This window comes from Streptomyces sp. CA-251247 (genome assembly GCF_050952975.1).
In the GTDB taxonomy this organism is placed as follows: domain Bacteria; phylum Actinomycetota; class Actinomycetes; order Streptomycetales; family Streptomycetaceae; genus Streptomyces; species Streptomyces achmelvichensis.
The window spans coordinates 5,880,534-5,905,632 of the sequence record NZ_CP191861.1; the positions used below are offsets into that span (position 1 = coordinate 5,880,534).

24 protein-coding genes and 2 pseudogenes are annotated in these 25,099 nt (G+C 70.1%); 25 read left to right on the top strand and 1 reads right to left on the bottom strand.

The features are described 5' to 3' along the window. Window positions 1-169: 169 nt before the first annotated feature. From proS to ACQPWZ_RS26285, 18 genes and pseudogenes are all read left to right on the top strand, one after another. Window positions 170-1,582: a proline--tRNA ligase gene (gene proS / locus ACQPWZ_RS26200; RefSeq protein WP_328861860.1), complete on the top strand. Its 1,413-nt coding sequence runs from the start codon at window positions 170-172 to the stop codon at window positions 1,580-1,582. A gap of 240 nt (window positions 1,583-1,822) precedes the next feature. Further along, window positions 1,823-2,416 carry a hypothetical protein gene (locus ACQPWZ_RS26205; protein WP_313943844.1) on the top strand — a complete coding sequence of 198 codons (594 nt, stop codon included), beginning with the start codon at window positions 1,823-1,825 and terminating at the stop codon, window positions 2,414-2,416. Between the two features lie 206 nt (window positions 2,417-2,622). Further along, a complete protein-coding gene (gene rpsP, locus ACQPWZ_RS26210; RefSeq protein ID WP_383235246.1) occupies window positions 2,623-3,081 on the top strand; it encodes a 30S ribosomal protein S16 in 459 nt (152 codons plus the stop codon). Window positions 3,082-3,083: 2 nt separating this feature from the next. Further along, window positions 3,084-3,323, top strand: coding sequence for an RNA-binding protein (locus tag ACQPWZ_RS26215; RefSeq protein ID WP_003958958.1), 240 nt, complete (start codon window positions 3,084-3,086; stop codon window positions 3,321-3,323). Between the two features lie 88 nt (window positions 3,324-3,411). Beyond that, window positions 3,412-3,987 (top strand): ribosome maturation factor RimM, encoded by a 576-nt coding sequence (gene rimM, locus ACQPWZ_RS26220; RefSeq protein WP_433572522.1) that lies wholly within the window; start codon window positions 3,412-3,414, stop codon window positions 3,985-3,987. Next, window positions 3,987-4,808 (top strand): tRNA (guanosine(37)-N1)-methyltransferase TrmD, encoded by an 822-nt coding sequence (gene trmD / locus ACQPWZ_RS26225; RefSeq protein ID WP_340475656.1) that lies wholly within the window; start codon window positions 3,987-3,989, stop codon window positions 4,806-4,808. The genes rimM and trmD overlap by 1 nt, the downstream gene beginning before the upstream one ends. 132 nt (window positions 4,809-4,940) lie before the next feature. Then, a complete protein-coding gene (rplS, locus tag ACQPWZ_RS26230) occupies window positions 4,941-5,291 on the top strand; it encodes a 50S ribosomal protein L19 (RefSeq protein ID WP_340475657.1) in 351 nt (116 codons plus the stop codon). Window positions 5,292-5,362: 71 nt separating this feature from the next. After that, a complete protein-coding gene (gene lepB / locus ACQPWZ_RS26235) occupies window positions 5,363-6,142 on the top strand; it encodes a signal peptidase I (protein ID WP_340475659.1) in 780 nt (259 codons plus the stop codon). Beyond that, a pseudogene (gene lepB, locus ACQPWZ_RS26240) lies at window positions 6,135-7,227 on the top strand (signal peptidase I). Before lepB (ACQPWZ_RS26235) ends, lepB (ACQPWZ_RS26240) begins: the two are co-directional and overlap by 8 nt. After that, on the top strand, window positions 7,115-8,047 hold the full coding sequence (gene lepB / locus ACQPWZ_RS26245) for a signal peptidase I (protein WP_340478021.1): 933 nt from the start codon (window positions 7,115-7,117) through the stop codon (window positions 8,045-8,047). Before lepB (ACQPWZ_RS26240) ends, lepB (ACQPWZ_RS26245) begins: the two are co-directional and overlap by 113 nt. A 73-nt stretch (window positions 8,048-8,120) precedes the next feature. Further along, window positions 8,121-8,882 (top strand): signal peptidase I, encoded by a 762-nt coding sequence (lepB, locus tag ACQPWZ_RS26250; protein WP_340475660.1) that lies wholly within the window; start codon window positions 8,121-8,123, stop codon window positions 8,880-8,882. 121 nt (window positions 8,883-9,003) lie between these two features. Continuing rightward, on the top strand, window positions 9,004-9,480 hold the full coding sequence (locus ACQPWZ_RS26255; protein ID WP_433573869.1) for an NUDIX hydrolase: 477 nt from the start codon (window positions 9,004-9,006) through the stop codon (window positions 9,478-9,480). A gap of 54 nt (window positions 9,481-9,534) precedes the next feature. Beyond that, entirely contained in the window at window positions 9,535-9,843 is a 309-nt protein-coding gene (locus ACQPWZ_RS26260) for a DUF2469 domain-containing protein (protein WP_003993268.1), read from the top strand. Between the two features lie 84 nt (window positions 9,844-9,927). Further along, complete coding sequence (locus ACQPWZ_RS26265; RefSeq protein ID WP_340475668.1) at window positions 9,928-10,290, top strand: YraN family protein; 363 nt, start codon at window positions 9,928-9,930, stop codon at window positions 10,288-10,290. Then, entirely contained in the window at window positions 10,290-11,906 is a 1,617-nt protein-coding gene (locus tag ACQPWZ_RS26270; RefSeq protein WP_433572523.1) for a YifB family Mg chelatase-like AAA ATPase, read from the top strand. The genes ACQPWZ_RS26265 and ACQPWZ_RS26270 overlap by 1 nt, the downstream gene beginning before the upstream one ends. Beyond that, a complete protein-coding gene (gene dprA / locus ACQPWZ_RS26275; protein ID WP_433572524.1) occupies window positions 11,906-13,081 on the top strand; it encodes a DNA-processing protein DprA in 1,176 nt (391 codons plus the stop codon). The genes ACQPWZ_RS26270 and dprA overlap by 1 nt, the downstream gene beginning before the upstream one ends. 251 nt (window positions 13,082-13,332) lie before the next feature. After that, the gene (gene whiG, locus ACQPWZ_RS26280) at window positions 13,333-14,169 is read left to right on the top strand and encodes an RNA polymerase sigma factor WhiG (protein ID WP_313943832.1); all 837 of its coding nucleotides are present in this window, start codon (window positions 13,333-13,335) and stop codon (window positions 14,167-14,169) included. 70 nt (window positions 14,170-14,239) lie between these two features. After that, the gene (locus ACQPWZ_RS26285) at window positions 14,240-14,797 is read left to right on the top strand and encodes a TetR/AcrR family transcriptional regulator (RefSeq protein WP_433573870.1); all 558 of its coding nucleotides are present in this window, start codon (window positions 14,240-14,242) and stop codon (window positions 14,795-14,797) included. Window positions 14,798-15,343: 546 nt separating this feature from the next. Here the strand turns inward: ACQPWZ_RS26285 and ACQPWZ_RS26290 are convergent. Continuing rightward, window positions 15,344-15,847: pseudogene (locus ACQPWZ_RS26290) on the bottom strand (murein hydrolase activator EnvC family protein); the annotation flags it as partial. A gap of 214 nt (window positions 15,848-16,061) precedes the next feature. On the opposite strand from ACQPWZ_RS26290, the gene rpsB reads away from it, so the two are divergent. The 7 genes from rpsB to ACQPWZ_RS26325 all read left to right on the top strand — a co-directional run bounded on the left by rpsB (window position 16,062) and on the right by ACQPWZ_RS26325 (window position 25,094). After that, the gene (rpsB, locus tag ACQPWZ_RS26295) at window positions 16,062-17,000 is read left to right on the top strand and encodes a 30S ribosomal protein S2 (RefSeq protein WP_340475672.1); all 939 of its coding nucleotides are present in this window, start codon (window positions 16,062-16,064) and stop codon (window positions 16,998-17,000) included. Window positions 17,001-17,108: 108 nt separating this feature from the next. After that, window positions 17,109-17,945 carry a translation elongation factor Ts gene (gene tsf, locus ACQPWZ_RS26300; RefSeq protein ID WP_340475674.1) on the top strand — a complete coding sequence of 279 codons (837 nt, stop codon included), beginning with the start codon at window positions 17,109-17,111 and terminating at the stop codon, window positions 17,943-17,945. Window positions 17,946-18,126: 181 nt separating this feature from the next. Next, window positions 18,127-18,909: a UMP kinase gene (gene pyrH / locus ACQPWZ_RS26305; RefSeq protein WP_313948849.1), complete on the top strand. Its 783-nt coding sequence runs from the start codon at window positions 18,127-18,129 to the stop codon at window positions 18,907-18,909. A 127-nt stretch (window positions 18,910-19,036) separates the two neighbouring features. Next, entirely contained in the window at window positions 19,037-19,594 is a 558-nt protein-coding gene (gene frr, locus ACQPWZ_RS26310) for a ribosome recycling factor (protein WP_313943829.1), read from the top strand. After that, window positions 19,594-20,712, top strand: a complete 1,119-nt coding sequence (locus tag ACQPWZ_RS26315) for a phosphatidate cytidylyltransferase (RefSeq protein WP_433572525.1) — start codon at window positions 19,594-19,596, stop codon at window positions 20,710-20,712. The genes frr and ACQPWZ_RS26315 overlap by 1 nt, the downstream gene beginning before the upstream one ends. 365 nt (window positions 20,713-21,077) lie before the next feature. Further along, window positions 21,078-24,284 carry an AfsR/SARP family transcriptional regulator gene (locus ACQPWZ_RS26320; RefSeq protein WP_433572526.1) on the top strand — a complete coding sequence of 1,069 codons (3,207 nt, stop codon included), beginning with the start codon at window positions 21,078-21,080 and terminating at the stop codon, window positions 24,282-24,284. Window positions 24,285-24,440: 156 nt separating this feature from the next. Next, a complete protein-coding gene (locus ACQPWZ_RS26325; RefSeq protein ID WP_433572527.1) occupies window positions 24,441-25,094 on the top strand; it encodes a M15 family metallopeptidase in 654 nt (217 codons plus the stop codon). The last annotated feature ends 5 nt before the right edge of the window (window positions 25,095-25,099 follow it).

A 25,099-nucleotide genomic window follows, 5' to 3' on the forward strand; every position in this document is an offset into this window, starting at 1 on the left:
GTGTTTCCGTGCGCCGTGCGATCCCCCGTATGCCAGAGAACTCCCCATGCGTCCCCGCGTCCAGGGGGCGTGGGGGGAATGCTTGGGTTCCCGGAGCTTCCCGTACGCATGTGCGCCCCGGCTCCGGTCGATTCACGGGTCGGACCCGTGTCGCCGTACGATGCGCGCCATGGCAAAGGCACCTGTTCTCACGCCCCAGGCTGAAGACTTCCCTCGCTGGTACCAGGACCTGATCAACAAGGCCGAGTTGGCGGACAACGGCCCGGTGCGCGGCACCATGGTCATCCGGCCGTACGGCTACGGCCTGTGGGAGCGGATGCAGCAGGAGATGGATGCCCGCATCAAGGACGCGGGTGCCCAGAACGCCTACTTCCCGCTCTTCATCCCCCAGTCTTACCTGACTCGCGAGGCTGAGCACGTCGAGGGCTTCGCGCCCGAGCTCGCCGTGGTCACGCACGGTGGCGGCAAGGAGCTCGAGGAGCCCGTCGTCGTCCGTCCCACCTCCGAGACGATCATCAACGACTACTTCTCGAAGTGGGTGCAGAGCTACCGCGATCTGCCGCTGCTGATCAACCAGTGGGCGAACGTGGTCCGTTGGGAGATGCGCCCGCGCGTCTTCCTGCGTACGACGGAATTCCTCTGGCAGGAGGGCCACACGGCCCATGCCACCTACGAGGAGGCCCGGGACTACGCCGCGCACATCCACCGGAACGTGTACGCGGCATTCATGGTCGACGTCCTCGGTATCGACGTCGTCCTCGGCCGCAAGACCGCGCGCGAGCGCTTCGCCGGAGCCGTCAACACCCTGACGCTGGAAGGGATGATGGGCGACGGCAAGGCGCTTCAGATGGGTACGAGCCACGAGCTCGGCACCAACTTCGCCAAGGCCTTCAACACCCAGTACCTGTCCAAGGACGGCAAGCAGGAGCTCGTCTGGCAGACCTCCTGGGGCAGCTCCACCCGGATGGTCGGCGGACTGATCATGTCCCACGGCGACGACAACGGACTGCGCGTCCCGCCGCGCCTGGCCGCCGTCCAGGTCGTCGTCATGGCCATCAAGGGGGACGAGGCCGTCGCCAAGGTGCGCGAGATCGGCGACCGGCTGAAGGCCGCCGGTCTGCGCGTCCACGTCGACGACCGTACGGACACGCCGTTCGGCCGCCGTGCGGTCGACTGGGAGCTCAAGGGCGTCCCGGTACGCGTCGAGATCGGCCCGCGGGACCTGGAGGCCGGTACCGCGATGCTCGCCCGCCGGATTCCGGGAGGCAAGGAGCCGGTGCGCATCGACGACCTGGCGGGACTGCTGCCCGCGCTGCTGGAGGAGGACCAGGCCCAGCTGCTGCGCGAATCCCGCGAACGGCGCGAGTCCCGTACCGCCGATGTGACCGGGATCGCCGAGGCCGCCGAGGCCGCCACCGCCGGCGGCTGGGCCAGGATCCCCTGGGCGACGCTGGGCCAGGAGGGTGAGGCGAAGCTCGCCGAGCAGTCGGTGTCGGTGCGCTGTCTGGTCGCCGAGGACGGGTCGGTGCCCGACGCCGACGACGCGCCGGGTAATGTCGCGATCGTCGCGCGGGCCTACTGAGGCAGCGCGGCCCGCGCCACGCGGCCCGGCTCCGGGCCGCCGCCCCCGGCGCGCAGCGCTCGTCCACGCGCTGGGGCGTACGAGCCGCTACGTACCACCTTGTTGTGAGCTGCGAGGCTTCTCCGCAGATCAGCGCACCCGCCCTCGTCAGGACGCATCAATGGCAACTGACGGGTACGTGCAAATTATTTGGGATGCCCCGTAATGGAACCCGCGAGACGTTCGGCTCGTTATCACGACGTGAGCACGACACCACCTGTTCTCGCCGCAGAGCTGGCACAGGCGTGGGCCGACATTCAGCGGCACCACCCCGAACTGCCGGATCTTGCCGCGCCCGAGTCCCTGATCGGAGAGTCCTCGTCCGCCTGCGGCGCCGAGCTCTCCTTCGAGCGACTGCTTCACGAAGCAGTCCACGGCATCGCCGCCGCACGAGGTGTCCGCGACACCTCACGCGCCGGCCGCTACCACAACCGTCGATTCCTGGCGATCGCCGAGGAGATGGGTCTCGACCATGTGGAGGAGCCGCACCCCAGCAGCGGATTCTCCCTGGTTGCGCTCAGCCCCGAGGCGAAGCGCCGCTACCGTCCCACGATGGAGAGACTGCAGCGCGCCCTCAAGGCGCACACGGTCGCCACCGCCTCCGACACCAAGCGCTCCTTCCGCGGACCTGCCGCCCGGCACGGCTCCTCGGGCGGCGGTGTGCGGGTGAAGGCCGTCTGCGACTGCGGTCGCAACGTCCGGGTGGTGCCGTCCGTCCTGGCCCAGGCCCCGATCGTCTGCGGTGGCTGCGGCAAGCCTTTCCGTATTCCCGAAGTGGTCGCCGCGGCGAGCTGACCCCCGGCACCGGCCGCCGACGGGGGCGGTGCAGGTCCGGGGGGAAGCGCGCCGTCGGCGTGTGGCACAATGGCTAGCTGTACTCGACAGTCGCACAGGACCCCTCTCTCCTCCGGCTGACGCGTCCATCGGGCACCCCGAGTACCGCAACCCCACGTGGCATCCCGTTGTGCCCAACCACGTCAAGACCAGGAGACACCACTTCCGTGGCAGTCAAGATCAAGCTGAAGCGTCTGGGCAAGATCCGTTCGCCTCACTACCGCATTGTCGTCGCCGACTCCCGTACCCGCCGTGATGGCCGGGCCATCGAGGAGATCGGTCTGTACCACCCGGTGCAGAACCCCTCGCGCATCGAGGTCGACTCCGAGCGCGCGCAGTACTGGCTGTCCGTCGGCGCCCAGCCGACCGAGCCGGTCATGGCGATCCTCAAGCTCACCGGCGACTGGCAGAAGCACAAGGGCCTGCCGGCCCCGGCGCCGCTGAAGGTCGCTGAGCCGAAGGCCGACAAGCGCGCCGCGTTCGACGAGTTCGCCAAGAGCATCGAGGGCGGCGAGTCCAAGGGTGAGGCCATCACCCCGAAGGCGAAGAAGTCCGACAAGAAGGCGGACGAGGCGGCTGAGGCTGCCGATTCGTCGGCGTCCGCCACTGAGTCGACCGAGGCCTGAGCATGCTCGAGGAGGCTCTCGAGCACCTCGTGAAGGGCATCGTCGACAACCCGGACGATGTGCAGGTCGCCTCGCGCAACCTGCGCCGTGGACGTGTGCTCGAGGTCCGGGTCCATCCCGACGACCTCGGTAAGGTGATCGGCCGCAATGGCCGCACCGCGCGCGCTCTGCGTACCGTCGTGGGCGCAATCGGCGGCCGTGGCATCCGCGTCGACCTCGTCGACGTGGACCAGGTCAGCTGACCAGAGGAACACCGGCACGGGCCGGGGAGGGCTTTCGAGCCGTCCCCGGCCCGTCGTCGTAGGGGTCGTACGAAAGAGAGAGTGCAACGTGCAGTTGGTAGTCGCCCGGATCGGCCGTGCCCACGGCATCAAGGGCGAGGTCACCGTCGAGGTGCGCACCGACGAGCCTGAGCTGCGGCTCGGGCCCGGCGCTGTCCTCGCCACCGAGCCCGCCGCGGTCGGGCCGCTGACGATCGAGACCGGCCGGGTGCACAGTGGCCGGCTGCTGCTGCGCTTCGAGGGCGTACGCGACCGCACCGCCGCCGAGGCCCTGCGCAACACCCTGCTGATCGCCGAGGTGGACCCGGAGCAGATGCCCGAGGAGCCCGACGAGTACTACGACCACCAGCTGATGGACCTCGACGTCGTCCTCGCCGACGGCACCGAGATCGGCCGGATCACCGAGATCAGCCATCTGCCGTCGCAGGACCTGTTCATCGTCGAACGCCCCGACGGCAGCGAGGTGATGATCCCCTTCGTCGAGGAGATCGTCACCGGCATCGACCTGGAGGAGCAGCGGGCCGTCATCGACCCGCCGCCCGGGCTCATCGACGACAGCGAGGCCGAGGTCGCCTCGTCGCGCGATGCCGAGGCCGAGACGCGCGCTGCCGAGGAAGAGAACTGATGCGGCTCGACGTCGTCACGATCTTCCCCGAGTACCTGGAACCGCTGAACGTCTCGCTGGTCGGCAAGGCACGCGCCCGCGGACGGCTCGACGTCCAGGTGCACGATCTGCGGGAGTGGACGTACGACCGGCACAACACCGTCGACGACACCCCCTACGGCGGCGGCCCCGGCATGGTCATGAAGACCGAGCCGTGGGGCGACGCCCTGGACGACGTGCTGGCGAGCGGCTACGAGGCAGGCGCCCACAGCCCCGCGCTGGTCGTGCCCACCCCCAGCGGCCGTCCCTTCACCCAGGAACTCGCCGTGGAATTGTCCGGGAACCCCTGGCTGATCTTCACGCCCGCCCGCTACGAGGGCATCGACCGCCGGGTGATCGACGAGTACGCGACCCGGATGCCGGTCCACGAGGTCTCCATCGGCGACTACGTCCTGGCCGGCGGCGAGGCTGCCGTCCTGGTGATCACCGAGGCGGTGGCGAGGCTGCTTCCCGGCGTCCTCGGTAACGCGGAGTCGCACCGCGACGACTCGTTCGCACCCGGCGCGATGGCGAACCTCCTCGAAGGGCCCGTCTACACCAAGCCGCCCGAGTGGCGTGGCCGCGCCATTCCGGACGTGCTGGTCAGCGGGCACCACGGGAAGATCGCGCGCTGGCGCAGGGACGAGGCGTTCCGTCGTACGGCACTCAACAGGCCGGACCTGATCGAGCGTTGCGACCCGGCCGGCTTCGACAAGAAGGACCGGGAGATGCTGTCCATCCTGGGCTGGGCCCCGGAGCCCGGCGGCCGATTTTGGCGCAGGCCCCCGGCCGTGGAACAATAGGCCGCTGCTGTGCGTCCGGCCGGCGCCCCTGCCACAGGGGGACCGACGCCCGCTCGACGAGGACAGCGACCCATATCTCATTCTCGACCGTTCCGTCGATGACCTGTGGCATCGGCGAGGAAGCAGCTCACCATGGCCCACCTGCTCGACAACGTCAACGCGTCTTCGCTGCGCAGCGATGTTCCCGCCTTCCGTCCCGGTGACACCGTGAACGTCCACGTGCGCGTCATCGAGGGCAACCGCTCGCGTATCCAGCAGTTCAAGGGCGTTGTCATCCGCCGCCAGGGTGCGGGCGTCAGCGAGACCTTCACGGTCCGCAAGGTCTCCTTCTCCGTCGGCGTCGAGCGCACCTTCCCGGTGCACAGCCCGATCTTCGAGAAGATCGAGCTCGTCACCCGTGGTGACGTCCGTCGCGCGAAGCTGTACTACCTCCGTGAGCTGCGCGGCAAGGCCGCGAAGATCAAGGAGAAGCGCGACAACTGAGCGTCGTGCGACTGAGCTTCGGCTCACACGACGCCCGTGTCCACAGAAGGGCCGGATAGGCTTCGCCCTCGATGGACACCGAAGCGAAGAACACAGAGCGCGACCGCTCTTCCACCCCCGAAGCCGGGGTAGAGGGAGAGGGGTCGCGCTCCGTGCGTTCCTCCCGGCTCGCCGGGATGTCGTGGAGGAGAGCCGCGCTGCTGGGCGTGGCCTGCGCGTTCGCGGTCCTGATGTTCAGCCGTTTCGTGGTGCAGCCCTTCCAGATCCCCAGCAGTTCCATGGAGCCGGCCCTTCAGGTCGGGGACCGGGTGCTGGTGAACAAGCTGGCGTACCGTTTCGACTCGGAGCCGCAGCGCGGGGACATGGTCGTCTTCGACGGCACGGGCTCCTTCGTCCAAGAGGGCCTGGCGGAGAATCCGGTCAGCGCCGCGGCACAGGGTGCGCTCGCGGCACTGGGTCTCGCCGAGCCGGCCGAGACCGACTTCGTGAAGCGCGTGGTGGGTGTGGGCGGCGACCGTGTGGTCTGTTGCGACAAGGGGGGCAGGGTCGAGGTGAACGGCGTACCGCTGGACGAGAGATATCTCCATCCCGACGACGTTCCGTCCGAGGTGCCCTTCGACATCGTCGTTCCCGAGGGCACTTTGTGGGTCATGGGGGACCACCGGAGCAATTCGCGCGACTCCCGGGACCATCTCGGTGAGCCCGGCGGCGGCATGGTGCCCGTCGACAACGTCATCGGGCGCGCGGACTGGATCGGCTGGCCGCTGGGCCGCTGGACCTCCCTGGAGCGCCCGGACACCTTCTCCCGCGTACCGGAAGCGGGACGAATGCCGGACGGCGCCCATGGGTAACCGTGGGCGTCGTGCGAGCCACCGGTCCGACACCCGGCTGCCGACCGGGACCCGGCCGACCAACGGCTCCAGGTCCCTGCCGGGCCGGGCCGAGCGGCGCCGGCTCGCGCAGAAGGTGAAACGCAAGCGCCGTCGTTCCGCCGTCAAGGAGATACCCCTCCTCATCACCGTGGCGCTGATGATCGCGCTGGTGCTGAAGACGTTCCTGGTGCAGGCGTTCGTGATCCCGTCGGGCTCGATGGAGCAGACGATCCGCATCCAGGACCGTGTGCTGGTGGACAAGCTCACGCCGTGGTTCGGCTCCCGGCCCGAGCGCGGTGACGTCGTCGTCTTCAAGGATCCTGGCGGCTGGCTCCAGGACGAGCAGAACCCGTCGACGACCGAGGATCCGATCGTCGTCAAGCAGGTCAAACAGGGCCTGACCTTCATCGGGCTGCTGCCGTCGGACGACGAGCAGGACCTGATCAAGCGGGTGGTCGCGGTCGGCGGGGACACCGTCAAGTGCTGCGACAAGGACGGTCGCGTCACGGTCAACGGGACCCCGCTCATCGAGCCCTATCTGAACCCCGGAAACGTTCCTTCGACGCTGAAGTTCGAGGTGGCCGTACCCAAGGGGCGGATCTTCGTGCTGGGTGACCATCGCGCCAACTCGGCCGACTCGCGCTTCCACCTCGACGAGAAGGACCGCGGCACGGTCTCCGAGGACGAGGTCGTCGGGCGCGCGGTCGTGATCGCCTGGCCCATCGGTCACTGGCGCAGACTGGAAGAGCCGGAGACATACGCATCGGTCCCCAACGCGCGCGCCGGTGCGACCGGGGCACTCGGAGCGTCGAATAGTGTGTCTCCTCAGGATCGGAACGGATTGATCCTGCTCCCGAGCCCTGCGGAACTCCCGCTCGTTATGGGAGTGGTGGGCCTGCTTCTCCTTCGGGGCAGGCGGTACGCACGGAGACAGGAGTGGATGTGGGGGATGTGGCGGTCGGCGCACGATCCGGACACGGACAGCCGGAGGACAGGCCGGGCGGGCACGCCGAGCCACCCGCGGAAATGACGGGCGGGACGGCGGACGATCCGCCGCGCGGTGACGACCACGGCGCGGACGGCGGATCGGCGGATGGCAGTGGTACGGGACAGAAGAAGCAGCGATCCTTCTGGAAGGAACTGCCGCTCCTGATCGGTATCGCGCTGCTTCTCGCGCTGCTCATCAAGACCTTCCTCGTGCAGGCCTTCTCGATCCCGTCGGACTCGATGCAGGACACCCTGCAGCGCGGCGACCGGGTGCTCGTGGACAAGCTCACGCCGTGGTTCGGCTCGGAACCGGAGCGCGGCGAGGTCGTGGTCTTCCACGACCCGGGCGGCTGGCTCGACGGTGAGCCCACCCCGGCCCCGAACATCGCGCAGAAGTTCCTCAGCTTCATCGGTCTGATGCCCTCGTCCGAGGAGAAGGACCTGATCAAGCGGACGATCGCGGTCGCCGGTGACACGGTGGAGTGCAAGAAGGGCGGCCCGGTCAAGGTCAACGGGAAGGCGCTCGACGAGCCGTACATCTTCCCGGGGGACACCCCCTGCGACGACCAGCCGTTCGGGCCGTTCAAGGTGCCGAAGGACCGGATCTGGGTGATGGGCGACCACCGCCAGAACTCCCGGGACTCCCGGTACCACATGGAGGACGTGAACGGCGGGTTCGTCCCGGTCGACAAGGTCGTCGGACGCGCTGTCGTGGTCGCGTGGCCGCTCAACCGCTGGGCGACGCTGCCGGTGCCGTCCACCTTCGACCAGCCCGGCATCAACACCGCCGCGGCGGCCGTCTCGTCGAGCGCGCCGCTGGCGATGGGCGCGATGGGTGCCCTGCCGATCGTGCTCTGGCGCCGGCGGAGGCTGACCGACGGGCGTACCGCCGGGTAGGGTGCCGTCCCAGATCGCACGATCCCCGGGCAGCGCATCCCGGGGGCGAGTCTCCGAGGTGGGGAGCGCTGGGATGGGAACAGGACGTACGGATGACGGCCACGGCCGGCTCGGCAGTGCTCTGTCGGGCGTGGCCGTGGCCGTCGGCTGTGTGCTCTTCCTCGGAGGGTTCATCTGGGGTGCCGTGGTCTATCAGCCGTACACCGTGCCCACCGACTCCATGACGCCGACCGTACGGGTCGGGGAGCGGGTGCTGGCGCAGCGGATAGACGGTGCCGAGGTGCGGCGCGGGGACATCGTCGTCTTCCGCGACTCCCAGTGGGGAGACATGCCGATGGTCAAGCGGGTCGTCGGCGTCGGCGGGGACAAGGTCGCGTGCTGCGGTGACGGCGGAAAGCTGACCGTCAACGGCACGGCGATCGACGAACCGTATCTGCAGAAGAAGGGCCCCGCCTCGGGGAAGACCTTCAGCGCGACGGTCCCGCAGGGCCAGCTGTTCATGCTCGGGGACGAGCGCATGGGGTCGCTGGACTCCCGTGTGCACCTCCAGGACCCCGGGCAGGGGTCGGTGCCCCGTTCGGCGGTGGAGGCCCGGCTGGACGCCGTGGCATGGCCCCTGGACGGCGGGCTGCTGGAGCGGCCCGAGGGATTCGAGGCACTGCCGGGAGGGATCTCCCGGATCGGGCCGGTGCAACTGATCGTCGGTGTGATCGTGACCGGCGCGCTGCTGATCTTCGGAGGGGCGGCGTACGGGCCGCTGGCCAAGCGGCTGTCCGGCAGGAAGCGCGGGGCGTCCGGGAGCGGGGGCAGGAAGGCGACGGCCGGTGTCGGGTGACGATCTCGGACGGGTCCCTGGGCCGGTCTCGGAGGGTTCCGGAGACGGCGGGGATCTCGGGAGTGGCGAGGCTTTCCCGGGCAGGGCCGGCGGCGAGGGTCCGCCGGGCTCCGGGGGCGAGCTGCGGAGGGTCGCACGGGTCGTCCTGCTGGACCCCGACGACCGGATTCTGCTGATGCACGGCTTCGAGCCCGACGATCCCGCCCACACCTGGTGGTTCACGCCCGGGGGCGGGCTGGAGGGCGACGAGACCCGTGAGGAGGCGGCCCTGCGGGAGCTGGTGGAGGAGACCGGGATCACGGAGGTGGAACTCGGGCCGGTCCTGTGGCGCCGGACCTGCTCGTTCCCCTTCGCCGGACGCCGCTGGGACCAGGACGAGTGGTACTTCCTCGCGCGTACGGCACAGACGGCGACGGATCCGCGCGGTCTCACGGAGCTGGAGCGACGCAGTGTCGCGGGTCTGAGGTGGTGGACCTCCGCCGAACTGTCGGCGGCGCGTGAGACGGTGTATCCGACCAGGCTCGCCGAGCTGCTGCGCACGCTGCTCGACGAGGGTCCTCCGAGTACACCGGTGGTCCTGGCCCCAGAAGTGGTCTAGGGGTCCCAGGGCTGTCGCACAATAGGGGGACGCACGGCTGAAGGGGAACATGCCATGAGCGCCGAGGACCTCGAGAAGTACGAGACCGAGATGGAGCTGAAGCTCTACCGGGAGTACCGAGACGTCGTCGGGCTGTTCAAGTACGTGATCGAGACCGAGCGTCGTTTCTACCTCACCAACGACTATGAAATGCAGGTCCACTCGGTGCAGGGCGAGGTCTTCTTCGAGGTCTCGATGGCCGACGCCTGGGTCTGGGACATGTACAGACCGGCCAGATTCGTCAAGCAGGTACGGGTACTCACGTTCAAGGACGTGAATATCGAGGAGCTCAACAAGAGCGATCTCGAACTTCCGAGTGGCTGAGTTTTCCACAAGGGGCGAGTTGTCCACCAAGATCCACACGTGAGGATCTGAAGCGTCACAGTCGGTGCCGGAGGTGGTGCCGAGATGAACGCTACGGGGGCACTGGGACGGTACGGCGAGGAGTTGGCGGCGCGGCTGCTGACCGAGGCCGGTATGACGCTTCTCGCGAGGAACTGGCGGTGCGGGCGGACGGGCGAGATCGACATCGTCGCCCGGGACGGCGACCTGCTGGTCGTCTGTGAGGTCAAGACCCGCCGAGCGGGTCCCTTCGAGCATCCGATGGCCGCGGTCACGCCCACGAAGGCGGACCGCCTCAGACGGCTCGCCGAATGCTGGCTGGAGCGGCACGGCGGCCCACCGCCGGGCGGGGTGCGCATCGACCTGGTGGGCGTGATGCTGCCCCGGCGTGGTGCGCCCGTCGTGGAGCACGCGCGGGGGGTGGCCTGATGGGGTTCGCGCGAGCGTGTTCGGTGGCGCTGGTCGGCGTCGAAGGCGTGGTGGTGGAGGTCCAGGCGGACCTGGAGCCGGGCGTCGCGGCGTTCACCCTGGTCGGACTGCCGGACAAGAGCCTGGTGGAGAGCCGCGACCGGGTCAGGGCCGCGGTGGTGAACTCGGGCGGCGAGTGGCCGCAGAAGAAGCTCACGGTGGGTCTCAGCCCGGCATCCGTGCCCAAGGGCGGCAGCGGTTTCGATCTCGCCGTGGCGATGGCCGTCCTCGGTGCGTCGGAACGGGTCGACCCCAAGGCCATCGCCGATCTGGTGCTGATCGGGGAACTGGGGCTGGACGGCCGGGTGCGGCCGGTGCGTGGCGTGCTCCCCGCCGTCCTCGCCGCCGCCGAAGCGGGATACCGGCAGGTGGTCGTGCCGGAGCAGACCGCGGGGGAGGCCCGGCTGGTCCCCGGCGTCTCGGTCCTCGGGGTGAGAAGTCTGCGGCAGCTGATCGCGGTGCTGAGCGACGAGCCCGTCCCGGAGGAGGAACCGGTGCCCGAGGGCAGTCCCGATCCGATACTGGCCGGGCTGATGGTGCCCGGGGCCGGCGTCGGCACGGGTCACGCGCCGGAGGCGGTGGACGGCCCCGACCTCGCCGATGTCGCGGGCCAGTGGGCGGCGCGGACGGCGCTGGAGGTCGCCGCGGCGGGCGGCCACCATCTGATGCTGTACGGCCCGCCGGGTGCGGGAAAGACGATGCTGGCGGAGCGGCTCCCCGGCGTGCTGCCGCCGCTGACGCGACAGGAGTCCCTCGAAGTCACGGCGGTGCACTCGGTGGCCGGCATCCTGCCGCCCGGCGAACCGCTGGTGCGCAGAGCGCCCTACTGCGCACCCCACCACTCGGCGACCATGCAGTCGCTCGTCGGCGGCGGGAACGGGCTGCCGAGGCCAGGGGCCGTGTCGCTGGCACACCGGGGCGTGCTGTTCCTGGACGAGACGCCCGAGTTCTCCGGCAAGGCGCTGGACGCCCTGCGTCAGCCGCTGGAGTCGGGCCACGTCGTGGTGGCGCGCGCCGCCGGCGTGGTCCGGCTGCCGGCGCGCTTTCTGATGGTTCTCGCGGCCAATCCATGCCCCTGCGGACGGCACACCTTGCAGGGCACTGGCTGCGAGTGCCCGCCGTCGGCCGTCCGCCGCTATCAGGCACGTCTGTCCGGACCACTGCTCGACCGCGTAGATCTGCGGGTCGAGGTCGAACCGGTCAACCGCAGCGATCTGCTCGGTCCGGGCGGACGGGGCGAGCCGACAGCGGTGGTCGCGGAGCGGGTGCTCGCGGCGAGACAGCGTGCCGCAGCCCGGCTGCGGGACACCCCCTGGAACGTCAACAGTGAGGTGCCGGGGCACGAACTGCGGACCCGCTGGGTCGTCGCACCCGGCGCCCTGCACGCGGCCGAGCGCGACATGGAGCGCGGACTGCTCACAGCCCGCGGGCTGGACCGGGTTCTGCGGGTGGCCTGGACGATCGCGGACCTCGCCGGGCACGACAGGCCACAGCCCCAGGACGTCGATCTGGCCCTGGAGCTGCGCACCGGAGTCTCGCGCGGTGCGCCGATGCCGACCGGTGGAGGAGGGCTGTGATGCCGGACGGCAATTCGTCGGTGGGCGACGACGAGCGCATCGCACGGGCCGCCCTCACCCGGGTGATCGAGCCGGGGGACGAGCGCGGCGGACGGTGGCTGGCCGAGATGGGCCCCCTCGAACTCATGGCCCGCCTCACCGCACCCGGGCCCGACGACGTGCCGCTGCCGGGCGCGTCACCGCGTCGGGTGGCGAGCTACCGCATACGGGCGGCGGCGGTCGACCCGCTGCGCGATCTGGAGGCTGTGGCCTCGTTCGGCGGCCGGTTCATCTGCCCGGGGGAGGGGGAGTGGCCGACCCAACTGGACGACCTCGGCGATGCCAGACCCGTGGGACTGTGGGTCCGGGGGCGGCCCGACCTGCGGAAATGGGCTCTGCGGTCGGTCGCGGTGGTCGGCGCCCGGGCCTGCACGCCGTACGGGGCGCACATGGCCGCAGGCCTCGGGTCGGGGCTGGCCGAGCGGGGCTGGGTCGTGGTGTCGGGTGCGGCTTTCGGGGTCGACGGCTCGGCGCATCGCGGCGCACTGGCGGCAGGCGGTGCCACGGTTGCCGTGCTTGCCTGCGGCGTGAACGTCGCCTATCCGCGGGGCCACACCGAGTTGCTCGGACGGATCGCCGAACAGGGCCTGGTCGTCGGGGAGTTGCCGCCGAGCGACCATCCGACGCCCAGCAGGTTCATCCTCCGGAACCGGGTGATTGCCGCCCTGACCCGGGGCACGGTCGTCGTCGAGGCCGAGTACCGCAGCGGGTCGCTGGCCACGGCCCGTAGCGCCCAGAGACTGGGCCGTCACACCATGGGTGTACCCGGACCGGCGACCAGCGGTCTCTCGGGCGGCGTGCACGAACTGCTGCGCGGCGAGGCAGTGCTGGTCACCGACGCCGACGAAGTGGCCGAGCTGGTCGGAGAGATCGGAGAGCTGGCGCCCGAGCGGCGTGGCCCGGTACTGCCGCGCGATGCGCTGGATCCCCTCAGCGCACGGGTCCTTGACGCTCTGCCGGCGAGTGGCGCGCTCGATGGCGGGCGGATCGCCCACGCCGCCGGCGTCACCCCGGACGAGGCGCTCGGCAGGCTGTACGAACTGCAGGCCCTGGGTTTTGTCGAACGGCACGGAGAGAGCTGGCAGTTGACGCGCACCGCCGTCCGGCGGTCGAACGCGCGGCGAGGCGGTCCTTGACCTGGAGCATTCGGGTGAAAAGGTGTGAGCGATGACCTCCGCAGGCCTGTTGGTGACACCGGAAGGACCGGCGCGTGCCGTGCTCGCGCCGGTTCGAAGGTGTGGCCGATGGCTGATACCCCGCACAGGTTCCATCCCCCTGCCTTCGCCCACCGCGACCGCGCAGTCACGCTACGCTCACCATTTCCGCCCCAGACGCTCGTCCCCCTTCACTCCCCTCCCCCCCACAGCAGAACGGCTCAAGGCAACGCATGCCCCAGCACACCTCCGGGTCTGACCGCGCGGCAGTGCCCCCCGCTGCCCGTGGCACCGTGCGGCCCCCCGCTCCCTCCTCCCTCGAGGAGCTGTGGCGGTCGTACAAGGACACAGGGGACGAGCGGCTGCGGGAGCAGTTGATCCTGCACTACTCACCGCTGGTGAAGTACGTCGCGGGCCGGGTGAGCGTCGGCCTCCCGTCCAATGTCGAGCAGGCGGACTTCGTGTCCTCCGGGGTCTTCGGGCTCATCGACGCCATCGAGAAGTTCGACATCGAGCGGTCCATCAAGTTCGAGACGTACGCGATCACCCGCATCCGCGGCGCGATGATCGACGAACTACGGGCCCTGGACTGGATTCCGCGCTCCGTACGGCAGAAGGCCCGCGCCGTCGAGCGTGCCTACGCCACGCTCGAAGCGCAGTTGAGACGTACCCCGTCCGAGGGCGAGGTCGCCTCCGAGATGGGTATCGGTGTGGACGAACTGCACGCCGTTTTCAGCCAGTTGTCCCTGGCGAACGTGGTCGCCCTGGAGGAGCTGCTGCACGCCGGGGGTGAGGGCGGCGACCGGCTCAGCCTGATGGACACCCTGGAGGACACGGCCGCGGACAACCCGGTCGCGGTGGCCGAGGACCGCGAACTGCGCCGGCTGCTCGCCCGGGCCATCAACACCCTTCCCGATCGTGAGAAGACCGTCGTCACCCTCTACTACTACGAGGGCCTGACCCTCGCCGAGATCGGCAACGTCCTCGGAGTGACCGAGAGCAGGGTCAGCCAGATTCACACGAAATCGGTCCTCCAGCTGCGGGCGAAGCTCGCCGACGTGGGACGTTGACGCCGATTCTTGCCTGCCTCCGGCGGGACATCCGTAGAGTGGGCGCGTGCCAAGGATTCGAGCGGCCTCCGTGGCCGAGCACCGGACGATGCAGCGCGACGCCCTGCTGGATGCCGCGCGTTCTCTGTTGTCCGAGGGCGGGACGGAGGCGCTGACCTTCCCCGCTCTCGCCGAACGCACGGGCCTTGCCCGGTCCTCCGTGTACGAGTACTTCCGTTCGCGAGCAGCGGTCGTCGAGGAGCTCTGCGCGGTGGACTTCCCCGTGTGGGCGGCGGAGGTCGAGACCGCGATGCAGCGCGCGGACTCGGCGGAGGACAAGGTCGAGGCGTATGTGCGCCGGCAGCTGGCCCTCGTGGGGGACCGGCGGCACCGTGCCGTGGTGGCGATCTCCGCGAGCGAGCTGGACGCGGGCGCGCGGGAGAAGATCCGTGCCGCGCACGGCGGCCTGATCGCGATGATCGTCGAGGCGCTCGGCGAGCTGGGTCATGAGCAGCCCCGGCTCGCGGCGATGCTGTTGCAGGGCGTGGTGGACGCGGCGGTCCGGCGGATCGAACTGGGCGCGGCGGAGGATCCTGCGTCGGTCGCGGACGCGGCGGTGTCCATGGCGCTCCGGGGTGTCCGCGGCTGAGCCCGGGTTTTCCCTGCTCGTGCTCCTGGTTCCTGTCGCTGCTCCTTGTCGCCGCTGCTGAACGTCGGCCGTCCGGCTGTCCGGCTGTCCGGCCGGCCGGTCCCGCCGGGCACCTGCGCTCGCCGGCCCGTCTCGTCGGTGAGCACCATCGTGGTCCAGCCGCCGGCCGCGCCCCCGTGCTTCCCGCGCTGACGCAGCCCGGAGCCGGCTCCGGGCTGCTGCTGTGCACCGCCGAACCGCCGCAGGTCGCGGGGCCCGGCGCTCACGGCGGACGGACCTTGCCGCTCGGGCCCGCCGAAGCCGAGCCGGACCGGGCCCCCACCTCCTCAGCCCACCGTGTACCAGCGCTGCCGTGACCAGCAGCGCTGCCGTGTGGAGCGCCCCTGCCGAGCCCATCGCGCGCGCCGACACCGGCTCAGCCGCCTGTTCTGCGTCCGGCTCGGCCACCGCACCCGCGGCCGGCTCCGGTACTCCCAGGACCGGAAGCAGCCGCGACGGGCCTCGGCGCAGCAGCCACGGAGGCAGCAGTGAGAGCGGATCCAGATACGCGGTGCCGCGCAGCAGGCCCCAGTGCAGACAGCCGACCGCGCAGTGCGACGGGCCGGTCGCGACGTGCCCCACCACCTCGCCGGCACTCACCTGAGTGCCCACCGCAGCCGTCGCCGTCACCGGCTCGTAGGTCGTGCGCAGGGGCGGATCCCCCGTACCGGTGAGACTGATGGTGAGCACTCCCCGGCCCGCCACCTTGCCCGCGAAGGAGACCCGTCCCGGCGCGGCGGCCCGCACGGGTGCCCCGGGCGCGGCCGCGAGGTCGATGCCGCGGTGCCCCCGTCCGTACGCCGAGGCCGGTGGCTCCCAGCCCCGTACGATTTGTGGCCGTGGTGGCCCCAGCGGCCAGCTTCCGGTGTCGCCCGTGGGCAGCGGACCAGCGGACGCCCGGTCGGCCGATGCCGTCGCGACGACCAGCAGGAACAGGGCGAGCAGGGGCCCGAGACGTCTGCGGTTCATGGCACAGACGGTCCCGTACGACGCCGGAACCGAGTGGATCATGCTCCGGATCTGTGGAGTACCGATCGGTTGTGGACAGCGCCGTCACCCGGCACTGTCCGGGTCCCGTACACTTCTTCTGGCGATCCGGGTCACCGGGTCGACTTCGCACGCCCCGCCATTCACCCTCTGAAGGTCGATGGCCGCGCTCCTCGGTCCCTTGTGGCATGGCGCGTCGGGGCGTCAGGACAAACCGAGAATCCAAGGAGATACGGCCATGGCCGTCGTCACGATGCGGGAGCTGCTGGAAAGCGGCGTCCACTTCGGTCACCAGACCCGTCGTTGGAACCCGAAGATGAAGCGATTCATCTTCACGGAGCGCAACGGCATCTACATCATCGACCTGCTCCAGTCGCTGTCGTACATCGACCGCGCCTACGAGTTCGTCAAGGAGACCGTCGCCCACGGCGGCTCCATCATGTTCGTCGGCACCAAGAAGCAGGCCCAGGAGGCCATCGCCGAGCAGGCGACGCGCGTTGGCATGCCGTACGTCAACCAGCGTTGGCTCGGCGGCATGCTGACCAACTTCTCGACGGTCTACAAGCGCCTGCAGCGCCTCAAGGAGCTCGAGCAGATCGACTTCGAGGATGTGGCCGCGTCCGGCCTCACCAAGAAGGAGCTCCTGGTCCTCTCGCGCGAGAAGGCCAAGCTGGAGAAGACCCTCGGCGGCATCCGCGAGATGCAGAAGGTGCCGAGCGCCGTCTGGATCGTCGACACCAAGAAGGAGCACATCGCCGTCGGTGAGGCGCGCAAGCTCCACATCCCGGTCGTCGCGATCCTCGACACCAACTGCGACCCCGACGAGGTCGACTACAAGATCCCGGGCAACGACGACGCGATCCGCTCCGTCACCCTGCTCACCCGCGTGATCGCCGACGCCGTCGCCGAGGGCCTCATCGCCCGTTCCGGCGTCGCCACCGGCGACTCCAAGCCGGGCGAGAAGGCCGCCGGCGAGCCCCTCGCCGAGTGGGAGCGCGACCTCCTCGAGGGCGAGAAGAAGGCCGACGAGGCTGAGAAGCCCGCCGAGGCCGCGGCTGCCGAGGCCCCGGCTGCCGAGGCCGACAAGCCGGCCGAGGCTGCGGCCGACGAGGCGGAGAAGCCCGCCGAGGCCCCCGCCGCCGAGGCCGAGAAGCCGGCTGACGCCGAGCAGGCCTGAACCGCACAGCTTCGGTAGGTGAACGGCGGGGGACGGTGCCACAAGCGCCGGCCCCCGCCGCTCACCCGTAGATCTTCGACTTTCGACTTTCGAGAGAGATTCAAGGACATGGCGAACTACACCGCCGCTGACGTCAAGAAGCTCCGCGAGCTCACCGGCGCCGGCATGATGGACTGCAAGAAGGCCCTCGACGAGGCCGAAGGCAGCGTCGACAAGGCCGTCGAGCTCCTTCGCGTCAAGGGCCAGAAGGGCGTCGCCAAGCGCGAGGGCCGCAACGCCGAGAACGGCGCCGTCGTCTCCCTCATCTCCGAGGACAAGACCTCCGGTGTCCTGCTCGAGCTGAAGTGCGAGACGGACTTCGTCGCCAAGGGTGACAAGTTCCAGGCCGTCGCCAACTCCCTCGCCGCGCACGTCGCCGCCACCTCCCCGGCCGACCTCGACGCGCTGCTCGCCTCCGAGATCGAGGCCGGCAAGACCGTCCAGGCGTACGTCGACGAGGCCAACGCCAACCTGGGCGAGAAGATCGTCCTGGACCGCTTCGCGCAGTTCTCGGGTGCGTACGTCGGTGTCTACATGCACCGCACGATGCCCGACCTCCCGCCGCAGGTCGGCGTGCTGGTCGAGCTCGACAAGGAGAACGCCCAGATCGCCAAGGACGTCGCGCAGCACATCGCCGCGTTCGCGCCGAAGTACCTCACCCGTGACGAGGTCCCGGCCGACGTCGTCGAGAACGAGCGTCGCGTCGCCGAGGCCACCTCGCGCGAGGAGGGCAAGCCCGAGGCCGCCCTCCCGAAGATCGTCGAGGGTCGCGTCAACGGTTTCTTCAAGGAGGTCACCCTCCTCGACCAGCCGTTCGCGAAGGACAACAAGAAGTCCGTCCAGAAGGTTCTGGACGAGGCCGGTGTCACGCTGAAGCGCTTCGCGCGTCTCCGCGTCGGCGCCTGAGCAAGTACGCGATCGACATGGGAGCCCGATAGGGTTTCCTATGCAGTCATCGGCCGCGCGTGCCTGACGGCACCACTGCGTTGCAGCGCCGGACGACCGCAGATCTGACGAGGAGGCCATTGCCGACAGGGAAACAGACCCACCGGCAATGGCCTTCTCGTATGTGCACGAGGAGATCTCCATGAACAAGGGCGCGGACGCCAACCAGGCAACCGGCGACAAGAGCGACCACGACGACAAGAAGGCCGGGCGCTTCATGCTGAAGCTGTCCGGTGAGGCGTTCTCCGGCGGTGGGGGTCTCGGCGTCGACCCCGACGTCGTGCACGCCATCGCCCGCGAGATCGCCGCCGTGGTACGCGACGGCGCCGAGATCGCGGTCGTCATCGGCGGCGGAAACTTCTTCCGCGGCGCAGAACTGCAGGTCCGCGGCATGGACCGGGCCCGCTCCGACTACATGGGCATGCTCGGCACGGTCATGAACTGCCTCGCCCTCCAGGACTTCCTGGAGAAGGAGGGCATCGACTCCCGTGTCCAGACCGCCATCACCATGGGCCAGGTCGCGGAGCCGTACATCCCGCTGCGCGCCGTGCGCCACCTGGAGAAGGGGCGCGTCGTGATCTTCGGCGCCGGTATGGGCATGCCGTACTTCTCCACCGACACCACCGCCGCGCAGCGAGCCCTGGAGATCGACGCCGAGGCCCTGCTGATGGGCAAGAACGGTGTCGACGGTGTCTACGACTCCGACCCCAAGACCAACCCGGACGCGGTGAAGTTCGACGCGCTGGAGTACGGCGAGGTGATCACCCGCAACCTCAAGGTCGCGGACGCCACCGCGGTCACCCTCTGCCGCGACAACGCCCTTCCGATCCTCGTCTTCGAACTCCTCACCGAAGGCAATATCGCGCGGGCCGTCAAGGGTGAGAAGATCGGGACTCTCGTGAGCGACCAGGGCACCCGGGGCTGACCCGGGGGCGTCCCTCCAGGGATAGACAAAGCCCTGCCGGTCGGACACCGTGCAGGGGAAGACGCGACACAGGTTCCGCCCAGCCCAGTTGCATGCCGGGCCCACTCAAGACACGCAGGAGCAAGTGGTGATCGAAGAGACCCTCCTCGAGGCCGAGGAGAAGATGGAGAAGGCCGTCCTGGTCGCCAAGGATGACTTCGCCGCGATCCGCACCGGACGTGCGCACCCGGCGATGTTCAACAAGATCGTGGCCGACTACTACGGTGCGCTGACCCCGATCAACCAGCTGGCCTCGTTCTCGGTGCCGGAGCCGCGGATGGCCGTGGTGACCCCGTTCGACAAGACCGCGCTGCGCAATGTCGAGCAGGCGATCCGTGACTCCGACCTGGGCGTCAATCCCAGCAACGACGGCAACATCATCCGTGTGGTGTTCCCCGAGCTCACGGAGGAGCGCCGCCGCGAGTACATCAAGGTGGCCAAGAGCAAGGCCGAGGACTCGAAGATCTCGATCCGCTCCGTGCGCCGCAAGGCCAAGGAAGCCATCGACAAGCTGATCAAGGACGGCGAGGTCGGCGAGGACGAGGGCCGCCGCGCGGAGAAGGAGCTCGACGACACCACCGCGAAGTACGTCGCGCAGGTGGACGAGCTGCTCAAGCACAAGGAAGCCGAGCTGCTCGAGGTCTGATGAACGACTCTTCCTGGGGGGCTCCGCAGAGAGCCAGGTACGTCGGAGAATGGCTGCCCCCCGACCAGGGGCCTGCCCCGGCGGGTCCCGCATACGATGAGCATGACGCACAGCAGACTCGGCCCATGCCCATCGTGCCGGACTTTCCCGACGCAGGTAGAGACGCCGAAGACCGTAACGACCGCGACGAGCGCAACGACCTCGACCGGGGGGCCGCTCCACTGAGTGGCCCCCTGTTCCGGGACGAGATTCCGCAGGAGCCCATGCCTACCCCCGAGCCGGCGCCCGAACCGCCGCAGAGGAAGCGGGCCGGGCGTGACCTGAGGGCGGCCATAGGGGTCGGCGTCGGTCTGGGCGCGGTGATCGTGGCGTCGCTCTTCATCGTCAAGGCCGTGTTCGTCGGCGTGATAGCGGTCGCCGTCGTGGTCGGGCTGTGGGAACTGACGTCCCGGCTCGAGGAGCGCAAGCAGATCAAGGCCCCGCTGGTGCCGCTCGCGGTCGGCGGAGCGGCCATGATCGTGGCCGGCTATGTGCGCGGAGCCGAGGGCGCCTGGGTCGCCATGGCCCTCACCGCGCTGGCGGTGCTGGTCTGGCGGATGACCGAGCCTCCCGAGGGATATCTGAAGGACGTCACCGCGGGTGTGTTCGCCGCGTTCTACGTCCCGTTCCTCGCGACGTTCGTGGCGATGATGCTCACCGCCGACGACGGCGCCGAGCGCGTGCTGATGTTCCTCGTCCTCACGGTGGTCAGTGACACCGGCGCGTACGCCGTGGGCTGGCGCTTCGGGAAGCACAAGCTGGCGCCCCGCATCAGCCCCGGGAAGACCCGCGAAGGGCTGCTCGGCGCGGTCACGTTCGCGATGGCGGCCGGTGCGCTGTGCATGCAGTTCCTCATCGACGGCGGCTCCTGGTGGCAGGGCCTGCTGCTGGGCTTCGCGGTCGCCGCCAGCGCCACTCTCGGTGACCTGGGCGAGTCGATGATCAAGCGGGACCTCGGCATCAAGGACATGGGCACGCTCCTGCCGGGGCACGGCGGAATCATGGACCGGCTCGACTCCCTGCTGCCGACGGCGCCCGTGGTGTGGCTCCTGCTGGTGATCTTCGTGGGCAGCGGCTGACCCGCAGCCGACTCCTGTCGTTCTGAGGCAGGCGTTCTGAGGCAGTGACAGGCCCCCTTCCGGAACGTTCCGGAAGGGGCCTCTCGCATGTCCGCGTGGAATTCCTCGTCAACGGAGAAATTCTTCGCGGCTCACTCATACGGGGACAGCGTGAGTCCCGTCCCTTCCCCGAGCGGAATCACGGCCCATTCCCGATTGCGAGGACACCTCTCCCGAGACCGAGGGCCGTGGCGACGCAACAAACAGGTCACCGGACTGCGGAAGTCGTCGCAGGCAGTCCGGTAACAGTCGTGTCCAGCACCTTCCCACCGAATATCGTTGGCACCGCAACTGAGGGGCCGCGACATCGGAGGACGACGTTGGAGGTGCGCCTTCTGGGCCCGGCCGAGGTGTGGGACGGACATCGGCGCATTCCGCTGAGCGGCCCCAAACCCACGGCGATTCTCGCGGCTCTCGTCGTCAATCTCGGTGAGGTGCTTTCCACCGACCGCCTCGTGGACCTGGTCTGGGAGGAACAGGCGCCCGTCACCGCGCGGGCCCTCGTCGCCTCGCATGTGTCGGCACTGCGCAGGGCGCTGGCCGGGGCGGGGGACGACACCGCGATCCAGACCCGTTCACCCGGCTATCTCGCAGACTTCCCCCCGTCCCGGATCGACGCCCACCGGTTCGAGCAGGCGCTCGCGCTCGGTCGGCGCACGGCCTCCGAGGGGCGGGCCGCCGAGGCCGTGGAGATCCTGCGGGACGCGATGGGTCTGTGGCGGGGGCAGGACGCGCTGGAAGGTCTCGATCAGTCCTTCGCCCGGATCGAGGCAGCGCGACTGGCCGAACTGCGGCTGGTGGCCCAGGAGGCACGGTTCGCCGCCGAACTCACTCTCGGATGCCGGGCGGAGCTCGTAGCGGAACTGCTCGCGCATGTGGCCGCGCACCCGCTGCGGGAGCAGCCCCGGGGGCAGTTGATGACCGCGCTGTTCCGGACCGGGAGGGTGCCCGACGCGCTGCGGGCCTACCAGGAGGGGCGCGAACTGCTGCGTACGGAGCTGGGGATCGACCCCGGTCCGGAGCTGCGTGCGCTGCACCAGGCCCTGCTGACCGGAGACACGGCGCTGCTGGCCGCCGGCCCGCAGCCCGCCTCCGGCGGGACCGAGCCGGGCGCCGAGCGCGCACCGTATGAGGCGACCGCGCGGGAGACGGTCCCGCGCGAGGCCTTACCTCGTCAGGGCGGGCCGCGTCAGGCCGTAGCGCGTGAGGCCGTACGCCGCGAGGCGGTACCGGACGCCCCCGGACACCCCACGCCGTCCCATCTGCCGCCCGACGTCTCCGATTTCGTCGGCCGGACCGAGCAGATCGCCTGGGCCACCGCTCTGCTGGACAGAGTCAACGACCCTGCGAGCACCGCCCCGCCGATCGGAGTGATCTCGGGGCGCTCCGGGATGGGCAAGACGACGCTCGCCGTGCACATCGGCCACCGTCTGGCGGCGCTCTTCCCCGACGGGCAGCTGTTCCTGGACCTGCGGGCGTCGGACTCCGCACCCGTGCAGACGGCCGACGCCCTCGCCAGGCTGCTGCGGGCCCTCGGGGCCGACCCCGACGCACTGCCCGGTGACCTGGAGGATCTCGTCGGGCTGTATCGCACGCACATCGCCCGCCGCCGGATACTCCTCATCCTGGACAACGCTGTCGGCGAGACCCTGCTGCGGCCTCTTCTGCCGCCGGGATCCGGCTCCGCCGTGCTGATCACCAGCCGGCGGCGGCTGGTCGCGCTCGAAGGGGCGGCCCATCTGGACCTCGCGGCCCCCGGAGAGCAGGAAGCGCTGGCCCTGATGGCCAAGGTCGCCGGCCCCGGGAGGGCCACCGCCGAGCCGGGGCAGGTCGCCGAGATCGTCGCGCTGTGCGGCAGGCTGCCCCTGGCCGTACGGATCGCGGGCGCCCGGCTCGCCGCGCGCCCGCACTGGACACCCGCACGTCTCGCCGCCCGGCTGCGCGACGAGCGCCGCCGGCTCGACGAACTCCAGGCCGGTGACCTGGAGTTGCGGGCGAGCCTGGAGCTCGGGTACGCGGACCTCGGAGAGCAGGAGCGCCGCGCGCTGCGCCGGCTGGCGCTGATGGACCTGCCGGACTTCGCCGCGTGGGTCGCGGCGCCGCTCCTGGACGTGGGCGTCGACGAGGCCGAGGAGGCCGTCGAGCGCCTGGTGGACTGTCACTTCATCGACCTCGTCGGGGTCGACGAGACGGGGCAGACCCGGTACCGCATCCATGATCTGGCCCGGGAACACGCCCGCGAGCGCTGCCACACCGAGGAGACCGAGCAGGCCCGCGAGGATGCCGTCCTGCGACTGGTCTCCTGCTGGCTGTCGCTGGCCAAGGAAGCGGCGGCGCGCGGGCCGGGCGGGGCCGCACGGCTCTTCGCCGGCAAGAGCGCGGATGTGACCCTGGACCCGTTCGTCGTACGGGAACTGCTGGCCAGGCCCGCCGCCTGGTTCGCGGCCGAACAGCCCTGTCTGGTCGCGGCCGTCACGCACTGCGCGGACCACGGACTGGCCCGCGCGGCGCGTGATCTCGCGGCCGTGCTGATGGCGAGCTCGGCGGCGCTCTACAACCAGTTCGACGCCTGGTCCCGTTCGCACACCGTGGCCCTCGAGGCGGTCCGCCGCGGTGGCGATGCCGAGGGCGAGGCGTGGCTGCTCAGCGGGCTGGGCCAACTCCGCCTCGAACAGGACAGCTTCGAGGCCGCGTACGCGTACTTCAAGGACGCCCTGGGGCTGTTCGAGGAGACGGTTGACGCACGCGGTCGCGCGGGCGCTCTGGCCGGCATGGGCTCGGCGCGCCGCGAACAGGCACGGTTCACCGAGGCCCTGGACCTGCTGGGACAGGCGCTCGTGCTGTGCGGTGAACTGGCCGACACCACCGCCGTGGCCCAGCTGCACTACGGCATCGGCAGTGTGCACCGCGATCTGGGACGGTACGCCGAGGCCTGGGACGAACTGTCGCTGGCCCTGGAGCTGTACCGGGAGGTGGACGACCGGCACGGCGAGGGGCTGACCCTGCGCTCCCTCGGTCTGTGCCACCGGGCCAAGGGCGAACTCGGCGACGCCGAGCGGATGTTGTCGCGCTCTCTGGACATCTTCGAGCAGACCGGGGACACCTTCGGCTCGATGTACGCCGGACAGTCACTGGCCAAGGTCCATCTGCGGCAGGGCCGGCTGCCCGAGGCGCGGGAGCAGCTCGAACGGTGCCTGGAGGTCACCCGCGAGCGCCAGGACCTGTTCGGCGAGGCGCTGGTCCTGCGGTCGCTCGGCGAGTGGCACCTCGCGGCGGAGGAGTGGGACGCGGCGGAGGCGGAGCTTCAGCGCTCGATCGTCCTGTGGGAGAAGCTCCAGCTGCCGCTGTGGCGCGCCCGTACGCTGAGGGACCTGGGGGCAGCGGCGGCCGGCAGGGGTGACGCGCAGGCGGCCCGGGCCGCGCGGGACGAGGCGCTCGAGGTGTTCCGGGAGCTCGGCAGCCGGGAGGCCGCCGAGGCGGTCGCCGTGGAGACGGTCGACGCAGGGGAGGCCGGCCGGGACCTGTCTCCCTGACCGGTGCCGACGCTGCCTGAGCGTCTTCCGGACGGTCCTGCACGGCGGCTTCTGCATGACGTCCTGCGGGAGCGCCCAGAGAGATGCAAGGGGATGCAGAGGGTCCTGCAGAGGATCTGCATCGCTTCTGCAGCGCCCCCGGGCACGCTGGTGAGCGTGACAGAGATCATCCTGCTCTCGGACCGCCGAGTCGCCGCAACGCCCGTCGTCGACAACGGCGAGCCGCTGGTCGACGTGCGCGAGGTAGCCGGGCTCCGCGTCGACACTCGGCAGGCCGACGGCGACGGCTCGTACGCCCACCTGCGGGCGGACGTGGTGCGCCGGCTGCTCATCGCCCAGGACGAACTGCCCACGGGTATCCGCCTGTTGCTGGTGGAGGGATTCCGCCCGCCTCAGCTCCAGGGCCGCTACTTCCAGGAGTACGCCGCCGTCATGCGGGCGGCAGAGCCGGACGCGTCGCCCGACCGGGTCCGCGAGCTGACGAGCGCGTACATCTCCCCGCCGGAGGTCGCCCCGCACGTCAGCGGCGGTGCGGTCGATCTGACTCTGTGCACCGAGGACGGCGTCGAACTCGCGCTCGGCACCGAGGTGAACGCCACCCCGGAGGAGAGCGAAGGCGGCTGCCGTACGGCCGCGCCCCGCATAACCGGTGAGCCCCGCGCCAACCGGGAGCTGATGTGCCGGGCCATGACCGCGGGGGGCTTCGTCAACTACCCCACCGAATGGTGGCACTGGTCGTACGGCGACCGGTACTGGGCGCTGCTCAGCGGAGAGCCGGCGGCCAGGTACGGGCCCATCGCGCGGGGCTGACGCAC